Source organism: Massilia sp. Root335 (assembly GCF_001425685.1).
Lineage (GTDB): Bacteria > Pseudomonadota > Gammaproteobacteria > Burkholderiales > Burkholderiaceae_D > Telluria > Telluria luteola.
The window spans coordinates 80,199-80,939 of the sequence record NZ_LMCY01000012.1 but is presented as its reverse complement, the minus strand read 5'-3'; the positions used below and the strand labels follow the sequence as shown (position 1 = coordinate 80,939).

The window sequence follows — 741 nt, the reverse complement described above, 5'->3', positions numbered from 1 at the left end:
TTTGTTTCGTGCGAAGGCTATGCTGGGCGACCTGATTGCTGGGTTCAGCAGTCCCGGCATTCAATCACACCAGGAGCAGTTGGCGGCATGAGTTCGCGCATTCACCCGCAGGCCCGTACCACACCGAAGATTCGTCAGGAGATCAAGGATTCGGGTCTGTCTTCCAGAGAAGCCGCCAAGGTTTTCAACATCACGCGCGCGACAGCGCAAAAGTGGCTGGGACGCGACGATGTACAGGATCGCTCGCACCGCGCGCACACGCTGAAGACGACCTTGAGCCAGGCCCAGGAAGCCATTGTCCTGGCTCTGCGCCAGTCGCTCTACCTGCCGCTCGACGACCTTCTGTTCATTACCAAGCAGTACATCAATCCGGCCGTCTCGCGCGCGGGCATTGCGCGTCTGCTAAAGCGTGAAGGCATGTCGCGCCTAACGGACTTGATTGCGACGGCCGAGGGAGAGAAGATCACACCGAAGAAGACCTTCAAGGACTACGAACCCGGCTTCATCCATATCGATATCAAGTATCTGCCGCAGATGCCGGACGAGACCTCGCGACGCTACCTGTTCGTCGCCATCGACCGTGCAACGCGCTGGGTCTTCATGCACATCTACGGCGACATGACTGAAACGAGCAGCGTCGATTTCCTGCGTCGGCTCAAGCTGGCTTCGCCCATCAAGATCAGCAAGATCCTAACCGACAACGGCTCGCAATTTACCGACCGTTTCGCCACCAAAGACAAG

The 741-nt window shown here is 58.0% G+C and carries 1 pseudogene; it reads left to right on the top strand.

Annotation, left to right across the window (positions count from 1 at the left end):
- Nucleotides 1–87 precede the first annotated feature (87 nt).
- Nucleotides 88–741: pseudogene (locus ASC93_RS09330) on the top strand (DDE-type integrase/transposase/recombinase); the annotation flags it as partial.